Origin of the sequence: Aurantimonas aggregata, from assembly GCF_010500835.1 — a bacterium.
In the GTDB taxonomy this organism is placed as follows: Bacteria; Pseudomonadota; Alphaproteobacteria; order Rhizobiales; family Rhizobiaceae; genus Aurantimonas; species Aurantimonas aggregata.
Genome location: NZ_JAAAMJ010000053.1, coordinates 1 through 8,082 on the forward strand (window position 1 = coordinate 1; position 8,082 = coordinate 8,082).

Genomic DNA, 8,082 nt, shown 5'->3' on the forward strand with positions numbered 1-8,082 from the left:
CCCGTCTCGTGCTCCCGCAGAACCGCAATGATCTGCTCGTCCGTGAACCGCTTCCGCTTCATCTGTCCGTCCTTCAATCGAGGCCGGACTCTAACTCCAGGTGGAGGAAAAACTCAGTGGCAGGTCAGGGCAATTGGAGAAGGCATTTGCAGCATGCAGCGAATGTCGTCAGTTCCTGAACTTTTATGAAAACGAACAACTCGTTTCAATCTTTGTATTTTATCGAACATATCCGATGGGATATCCAGATGGTCCTTTCATCTGGAGTCGACCATGTCTGGTTCTTTGCTTTGGCTTCTCGCTCTCGGACCGCTCCTGCTGGCGGGCGTCGGCCTGACGCCGAGCGCCGTCGCCAATCGAGCGCCACACCTGGTGAGCGTTTGCGCCTTGGCGGCTGGCTCGGCGGCGCTTGGTCTCGCGGTAGCGGGCGCCGGCGGCTTCTTCGCGCTGGGGCCGGTGCACACGGGCACTTTCGGGCTGGGCGGCATAGGTCTCGGCCTCTATTTCGACGCGCTGACGGCGATCATGTTCGTGCTGGTCGCTTTTGTCGGCGTTATCGTCATTCGCTACAGCCGCAACTATCTCGACGGCGATCCCGGCCAGGGTCGTTTCATGAAATGGCTTTGCTTCACGCTGGCCGCCGTACTGCTGCTGATCATCTCGGGAAACCTGTTCCAGTTCGCGCTGGCGTGGATCGCGACGAGCGTCGGGCTCAGCAAACTCCTCCTCTTCTATCCTGAGCGTCCATCGGCCGTGCTCGCTGCGCGGAAGAAGTTCCTGGCAAGCCGCCTCGGCGATCTCTGCCTCCTTGGAGCGATGGGGCTGCTCCACCAGACCTTCGGCAGTCTCGACTATGCCGCACTATTCAGCGGCGCAGAGGCGATGCGCGCCACGGGCGTCCTACCCGGCGCGATCCATGCGGTCGCCGGGCTGCTGGTCGCCGCCGCGCTGCTCAAGTCGGCCCAGTTCCCGCTGCACGGTTGGCTGACCGAAGTGATGGAGACGCCGACGCCGGTCTCGGCGCTGCTCCATGCCGGCGTCATCAACGCCGGCGGCTTCCTGGTGCTGCGCTTCGCCGGCGTGATCTCGCTATCCACGCCGTCGCTGGAGGTGCTGGTGATCGTCGGTGGGCTAACCGCGCTGTTCGGCTCGGTGGTGATGCTCACCCAGACCAGCATCAAGGTATCGCTGGCCTATTCAACGATCGCCCAGATGGGCTTCATGATGCTGCAATGCGGGCTCGGCGCGTTCTCGGCCGCCTTGCTGCACATCGTCGCCCATTCGCTTTACAAGGCGCACGCCTTCCTGTCGTCGGGCAGTGTCATCGACCTCGCCCGCGCCTCGTGGTCGCCGAGCCCGGGTGGGGCGCCTCACCCGGCGCGGATGGCGATGGTGGTCGGCCTGGTGCTGGCGGTCGCCCTCGTGATCGGTACGCTGTTCGGCGCAACGATCACGGCGCAGCCCGGCGTGTTCGCGCTCGGCGCGATCGTGATGCTGGGGCTCGCCCATCTGGTCACCCAGGCGTTTGACCAACGGCTCAGCCTCTATGTCGTGGGCCGCACCGTCGCCCTCGCCGTGATCGTTGCAGGCGCCTATTTCGGGCTGCAACTCGCCGCAGAGCATCTGCTCGCGGGCGCTTTGCCGCCGGTGCAGGCGCTGCGCGGGCCCTTCGATCTCGTTATCACGGCGATGGTGGTGCTGACCTTCGCCGCGGTCACCATCCTGCAGAGCCTGCTGCCGGGCAAGGCCAGTGAGCCGCGCTGGCAGGCGCTCTACGTCCACCTGTCGAACGGCCTCTACGTCAACACCCTCGCCAATCGACTGGTGCTGCGGCTGTGGCCCAGCCCACCGCCCGCCCGACCCATGGCGACCACGTCGATCGCCCCTGTCACCGGAGCCAACCCATGAGCATCGCCGTCGCCTTCGAAACTGATCCAGACGCCGATCTGGCAATGAAGCACACCGTGAACGGCGCTCCATTCCACGCCATCGAGGCCGCGATCACGGGGGCCTGCGGCAAGATCGCGCCGCTCTGGCCGCTCAAGCACTTCGTCGCGGTCAATCCCTTTCTCGGGTTCAGCGACCAGAGTTTTGCCGCCACCACCGCGACGTTGCGCCGTGTCGCCGGCATCAACATGCTGATGCCGCGCACCTTTTACCGTCAGGGCCTGATCGACGGCGTGATCGAGAATCGTGATCTCGACGCCGCGTTGGCGGCGGTATCGCATCATTCCTCATCCGCGATCGATATGGAGCAGCTGCGCGCGGCGGCCCTGCGCGAGCCGGTCGCCGGTCATCGGCCGCGCGCCGTTGTCGCCACCATCGCCGAAGTGCTCGATCGCCTCGCCCAAGGCGATCGGCAGGCGTCGCGCACCGCTTTCATGATCGACGAAATATCCAAATGGTGCGCCGCCTATTTCGACCAGGGTCAGTCGGCCTGGCGACTGCCGTCGCGCCGGCTGCCGCCCTATGCCGCCTGGCGCGCTACGATGCGCCATGACCGCAATCCCGAGACGATGGGGATCAGGGGGTTTCGTTCGGCCGTCGCCGCGATGCCCGACGATGCGCGCTTGGCGATCGCCGCTGTCGTTGAGGCGCTCGGTATCCCCGATCGCGCCGTCGAGGACTATCTGTACCGCGCTCTGAGCGACATCGGTGGCTGGGCGGGCTACGTCCGTTACCGCGTCTGGGACAATGCGCTCCATGGGCGCGAGGACGACACGCTGGTCGAGCTTTTGGCGATCCGGCTGGTGTGGGGTTATGCCCTGTTCCTCGAGCGCACGGATCCTGCCTTCACCGCCGCCTGGGCCCAGGCGATGGTGGATGCCGCAGCATTGCCGGAGGATGAGCGTCTCGGCGACGACCCTGAACTGGTGGTCGATCTGATCCTGCAAGAAGCCTATGAGGCTGCCTATCGCCGCGGGCTGCTCGAACGGCTTACCGGGCACTTCACCGGACCCAAGGTTGGTTCAATCGGCCGCCGGGCGGTGCAGGCAGCGTTTTGCATCGACGTGCGCTCCGAGGTTTTTCGGCGGGCTCTGGAGACGGTGTCGCGCGATGTCGAGACGATCGGCTTTGCCGGTTTCTTCGGCTTCCCCATCGAATATGTCCCTATCGGCCGTACGACAGGCGGGGCGCAATGCCCGGTCCTTTTGAAGCCCGCCTTCATCGTCTGCGAGGAAGTGGCGGGAGCTTCGGACGCTGAAGCGAACCGGATTCTCGACCTGCGGCTTTTGCGGCGGCGCGCCGCCAAGGCGTGGAAGGCGTTCAAGCTCTCCGCCGTCTCCTCGTTCACCTATGTCGAGACGGCGGGCCTGCTGTTCGCCGGTAAACTGATCGGCGACACCGCAGGGCTAACCCGCACCGTCAGCGACCCGAACACCGACGGCCTCGACCGCCAAGTCATCGGTCGGATCGGACCGCGCCTCGAACCGCGTCCGGTCGATGGCCGTGAAACGGGTTTCGACGCCCAGCAGCGGATCGCGATGGCGGAAGCGGTGCTCCGGGCGATGTCGCTGACCGAGAACTTCGCGCGGCTGGTTCTCTTGACCGGTCACGGCAGCACTACGGTCAACAATCCGCATGCCTCGGGTCTGGATTGCGGAGCGTGTGGCGGTCACACCGGTGAGGCCAATGCCCGTGTCGCGGCGGCCATCCTCAACGACCGACACGTTCGGGTGGGGTTGGCCGGCCTCGGCATCGTCATTCCCGACGACACCTGGTTCCTCGGTTGCCTGCACGACACGACGACCGACGAGGTCCGCATCTTTGGCGCCGATCAGCTGCCGGCGTCGCACGCGCCCGATCTGGCTCGTGTCCGCGGAGAACTGGCCAAGGCGTCTTCGCTCGCACGTGCCGAACGGGCCTTGTTGCTCGGCATCGGCAAAGGCGAGAACATTCATGGCGCGGTGAAGGCTCGCAGCCGAGACTGGGCGCAGGTGCGCCCCGAATGGGGACTTGCCGGCAACGCCGCCTTCATCGCCGCGCCGCGTGAGCGCACCCGGGGCCTCCACCTCGGCGGCCGTGCCTTCCTGCACGACTATGACTGGCGCAAGGATGCCGACTTCGGCGTGCTCGAGCTGATCATGACCGCGCCCATGGTCGTCGCCAGCTGGATCAACCTGCAATATTACGGCTCGACGGTGAACAACCGCGCCTTCGGCAGCGGCAACAAGGTGCTGCACAATGTCGTCGGCCAGCTCGGCGTGCTCGAGGGCAATGCCGGCGACCTCAAGGTCGGGCTGCCCTGGCAGGCCGTCCATGACGGCGCGCGGTTCGTACATGAACCGCTGCGGCTCAATGTCTTCATCGAAGCGCCCGAAGAGGCCTTGAACAGCACCATCGCCTCGCAAGCGGGTGTGCGCCAGCTCGTCGACAATGGCTGGGTCCATCTGTTCCGCCTCGACGACGATGGCAAGGTCCGGCGCTATCGCGGCGATCTATCCTGGGAGTACGCCGCATGACGGCCAGGCTCTCGCACCTCGCGCGCCTCGAGTCGGAGTCGATTCATATCCTGCGCGAAGCGGTCGCCGGGGCCAGCAAGCCGGTGATGCTGTTCTCGGCGGGAAAGGACTCCACGGTGCTGGCGCATCTGGCGTTGCGCGCCTTCTTCCCTGGCAAGCCGCCGTTTCCGCTGCTCCACATCGACTCTACCTGGGAGTTTCAATCCCTGCTCGAGTTCCGCGATGGCTTCGCCCGCGAGCACGGCTTCGAGCTGATCGTCCATGCCAACGAGGACGGACGCGCGGCCGGTCTGAATCCGTTCGACCATGGTGATCGCTACACGTGGGAAATGCGCACCGAGCCGCTCAAGGCCGCACTCGATGCCGGCGGTTACGACATCATCTTCGGCGGCGCGAGGCGCGACGAGGAGAAATCGCGCGCGAAAGAGCGGGTCTTTTCAGTTCGCAACGCCGGCCACGTCTGGGATCCCAAACAGCAACGGCCCGAACTCTGGCACCTCTACAATACCCGGCTCAGCAAGGGTCAGTCGGCGCGCGTGTTTCCACTATCGAACTGGACCGAAACCGATATCTGGGCCTATGCGCTCACCAAAGACATCGCCCTCGCGCCGCTCTATTTGGCGGCGCCCCGGCCTGTGGTCGAGCGCGGCGGCGGCCTGATCGTCGTCGACGATGAAACGCGGATGCGCCTGCTGCCCGGCGAGCGACCCGAGATCAGGACAGTGCGCTTCCGCACCCTCGGCTGCTGGCCAGTGACGGGGGCTATCGAGTCGGGCGCTACCGATCTTGTGGCGGTCGTCCGCGAGACGCTCGCGGCAACAGGTTCTGAGCGCCAGGGCCGGATCAGCGACGGCGAGGACGGCGGGTCGCTCGAGCAGAAGAAGCGCGAGGGTTATTTCTGACCATGGCGAGCGTCTCGCGACCATACGATGATGATGACGCGGTGCTCGCGACCATGCACGGCAAGGAGCGGGTCATAGCACCGTTGTTGCAACGCGCCCTCGGGTTGCGGGTCCAGGTGACGCCGGGAATCGATACCGATCGGTTCGGCACCTTCAGCCGTGACATTGACCGGAGCGGCTCGCAGCTCGATGCCGCCAGGGCCAAGATCGTCGCGGCGTTCGAGATCTCTCCAGGCGCCCGCGTCGCGGTCGCGAGCGAAGGCAGCTTCGGACCGCATCCGCAGATTCCGTTCGTCCCACTCGCCCGCGAAATCGTCGTGCTGAAGGACTGCGTCAGCGGTCTCGAACTGATCGGCCACCATGCCGGCATGGAGACGAATTTCAGCCACGCCGTCGTTGCGGACCTGAACGGCGCGAACGCGTTCGCTGAGCGCGTGGGCTTTCCCGGACATGGGGTGATTGTCATCGGCTGCGCCGATCAGCAGCCGGCGCCCGGGCGCGCGCTGATCAAGGACATTGGCGATTGGACCGACTTGCAAAGGGCGGTTGAGACCGTGATCGCGAACTGCGGCGCCGCGTTCGTCGAAACCGACATGCGCGCCCATCGCAATCCCACCCGGATGCGGACTATCAAACGCGCGACGCTGGACCTTGTCCGTCGGTTTCGCAGCTTCTGTCCCGACTGCGCGAGACCTGGTTTTGCGATCACCCAACGGTTGTTCGGGCTGCCCTGTTCATGGTGCGGGGGCCCGACGCTCGCGCTGAAATCCGAAGTCTACGCGTGTGAGGGATGCGGATACCGGGTCGAGCATGCGGTGAAGCCTACGACTGCGGACCCCGGGCAGTGCGAGGAGTGCAACCCGTGACCGCAAAAGCCGGCGGAGGGTGAAATGATCGCCTCGTCATCTCCAGCTGACGCCGTATCGGAAGACGAAAGGCAGATCGCATGGGTGTTGGCTCACCCCGGCATGAGCGATTGGCTGAAGGATGCGCTGAAGTCTGCGGCGGACCGCGATCCCGTGCATCTCTTGAACGACTTGGAGATTTTGGGTCTCCTTTTGAGAAGAAAGTCTCAAGCCATAATAGATGAGCAGCTACGCCAATCGCCAAGTCCACCTTCCTGAATGCCGATGGTACAGTCGCACAGGAGAAAGTACGCAATGAGTATAGTTATTTTCGATCACCCCTTCAGGTCGCCGAAGGACGAGGCACACGCCGAGTTTGCCAGCTGTGTTGCGTTGTGGCAACGAAACGATCCCGCTCGTGTCTATCGAAATTAAACATCTGCGCTACGCGGAAGCGGCCGAGCGATCGGAAAGCTTCCGCAAGGCGGCGGACTCGCTTTCTGTCAAGCAGTCCAATCTCAGCCGGAGAGTGAGGCATCTGGAGGAGCAACTCGGTATCGCGTTGTTTGAAAGGACGAATGGCGGGGTGACACCGACTCCGGCCGGTCGCGACTTTGTCAATGGGGTTCGGCGAATTCTTGATGACTTGCAGATTGTCATTGACGGAGTGAAGGCGGTGGGACGCGGCGACGCCGGCTATCTGACGATCGGCTTTTACACCTCCCTGTCGTCAGGCAATCTCCGGGCAAATCTGGTCGAGTATGGCCATCGCTTTCCCGAGGTCGAAATCAGCATGGTCGAAGGGTCGCGAATGCGGCTACTCGACGGGATTCAGAACGACACGCTCGACATCGCGATCGTCACCGGAGAGCCAGTATCGGGTTGCAATCGATCCATGATGTTGTGGAGCGAGGGGATCATCGTCGCGCTGCCCGAGGATCATCCGCTCGCCGCGAAAGAGATCATCTACTGGACCGACCTGAAACGAGAACGCTTTTTGCTGAGCGGGCGCGATCCCGGTCCGGAGATCCAGGACATCCTCGTCGCCAAGCTCTCGTCGCCCGGCGAGATGCCCGACGTCGTTCGGCACGATGTCAGCCCGGAGAACATCAGAAACTTGGTCGGCGCTGGCCGAGGCGTCAGCCTGATGTGCGAGGCGTGTATGGGAACCAGCTATGCCGGCGTCGTCTATCGCGAGGCCCGCGACGCCAACGGCTCGACGCGGATCGGATATCGCGCCTATTGGCGGGACGGCAACGAGAATCCGGCGCTCCGTAATTTCATTCGCCTTTTGGAGGAGCGTTGCCCGCCGGTTGCGAACGGGAACGGGGCGCGTGGCGCATCTTCGCGAAGCCTCGATCCGTCGCCATAAAGCGCTGAATCATTGGTGCGACCAGCTTGGCGGGCTCGACGGCTTGCCCGCTTTCGCGGCCCAGGATCTGCGCATAGGCGAGCAGATCGCGGTGAAGCGCGGCGGGTAGCTCCACCGCAATCTTCACTGGCTTGTCGTCTTCGAGCGGTCCGAGCTTTAGCTTGCCCATCGCCTAGCCTCCGTAGGGTTCGAGCACCAAGTCCCGTGTGACGATCACGCGCACCGGGAATCCCGGCCGGATAGTCAGCGTGGGTGCGATGTTGAGCTGGCGGCGGACGATCTGCTGGCCGGCGTCGTTGATCGTGTCCTGCCCACCATTGCGGATCACCTGGATCAGACGATTGTCGTCGTTCGTAGCGAGTTCGGCGCCGACCCTGGAGTGCACCCCATTTCGCCGGACAAGCGGCGGTTGGGTTTAGGCACTGAGCCTGATGAACTCGCGCGGCGAGCGGAACTTTAATCCTGAGTGCGGGTGGACCTCGCAATAATCCTCGATCCAG

General features: G+C 64.1%; 7 protein-coding genes and 1 pseudogene. 6 read left to right on the forward strand and 2 right to left on the reverse strand.

What is annotated here, in order from left to right; all coding sequences use genetic code 11:
- Positions 1-273: 273 nt before the first annotated feature.
- The 6 genes from GTW51_RS22915 (at position 274) to GTW51_RS22940 (ending at position 7,582) form a co-directional block, all read left to right on the forward strand.
- Positions 274-1,908, forward strand: a complete 1,635-nt coding sequence (locus tag GTW51_RS22915; protein WP_163046341.1) for an NADH-quinone oxidoreductase subunit L — start codon at positions 274-276, stop codon at positions 1,906-1,908.
- A 44-nt stretch (positions 1,909-1,952) separates the two neighbouring features.
- Positions 1,953-4,463, forward strand: coding sequence for a YbcC family protein (locus GTW51_RS22920; protein ID WP_163046346.1), 2,511 nt, complete (start codon positions 1,953-1,955; stop codon positions 4,461-4,463).
- Positions 4,460-5,365, forward strand: a complete 906-nt coding sequence (gene cysD / locus GTW51_RS22925) for a sulfate adenylyltransferase subunit CysD (RefSeq protein ID WP_163046342.1) — start codon at positions 4,460-4,462, stop codon at positions 5,363-5,365. Before GTW51_RS22920 ends, cysD begins: the two co-directional genes overlap by 4 nt.
- A 2-nt stretch (positions 5,366-5,367) precedes the next feature.
- Entirely contained in the window at positions 5,368-6,231 is an 864-nt protein-coding gene (locus GTW51_RS22930; protein WP_163046343.1) for a DUF6671 family protein, read from the forward strand.
- A gap of 24 nt (positions 6,232-6,255) precedes the next feature.
- Positions 6,256-6,489, forward strand: a complete 234-nt coding sequence (locus GTW51_RS22935) for a hypothetical protein (RefSeq protein ID WP_163046344.1) — start codon at positions 6,256-6,258, stop codon at positions 6,487-6,489.
- Positions 6,490-6,628: 139 nt separating this feature from the next.
- Positions 6,629-7,582 carry a LysR family transcriptional regulator gene (locus GTW51_RS22940; protein ID WP_343034099.1) on the forward strand — a complete coding sequence of 318 codons (954 nt, stop codon included), beginning with the start codon at positions 6,629-6,631 and terminating at the stop codon, positions 7,580-7,582.
- Here the strand turns inward: GTW51_RS22940 and GTW51_RS22945 are convergent.
- Positions 7,491-7,751, reverse strand: coding sequence for a DUF2274 domain-containing protein (locus GTW51_RS22945; protein ID WP_163046345.1), 261 nt, complete (start codon positions 7,749-7,751; stop codon positions 7,491-7,493). The two genes, GTW51_RS22940 and GTW51_RS22945, sit on opposite strands and share 92 nt — an antisense overlap.
- Before the next feature lie 3 nt (positions 7,752-7,754).
- Positions 7,755-7,955: pseudogene (locus GTW51_RS22950) on the reverse strand (TrbI/VirB10 family protein); the annotation flags it as partial.
- Positions 7,956-8,082: the final 127 nt, after the last annotated feature.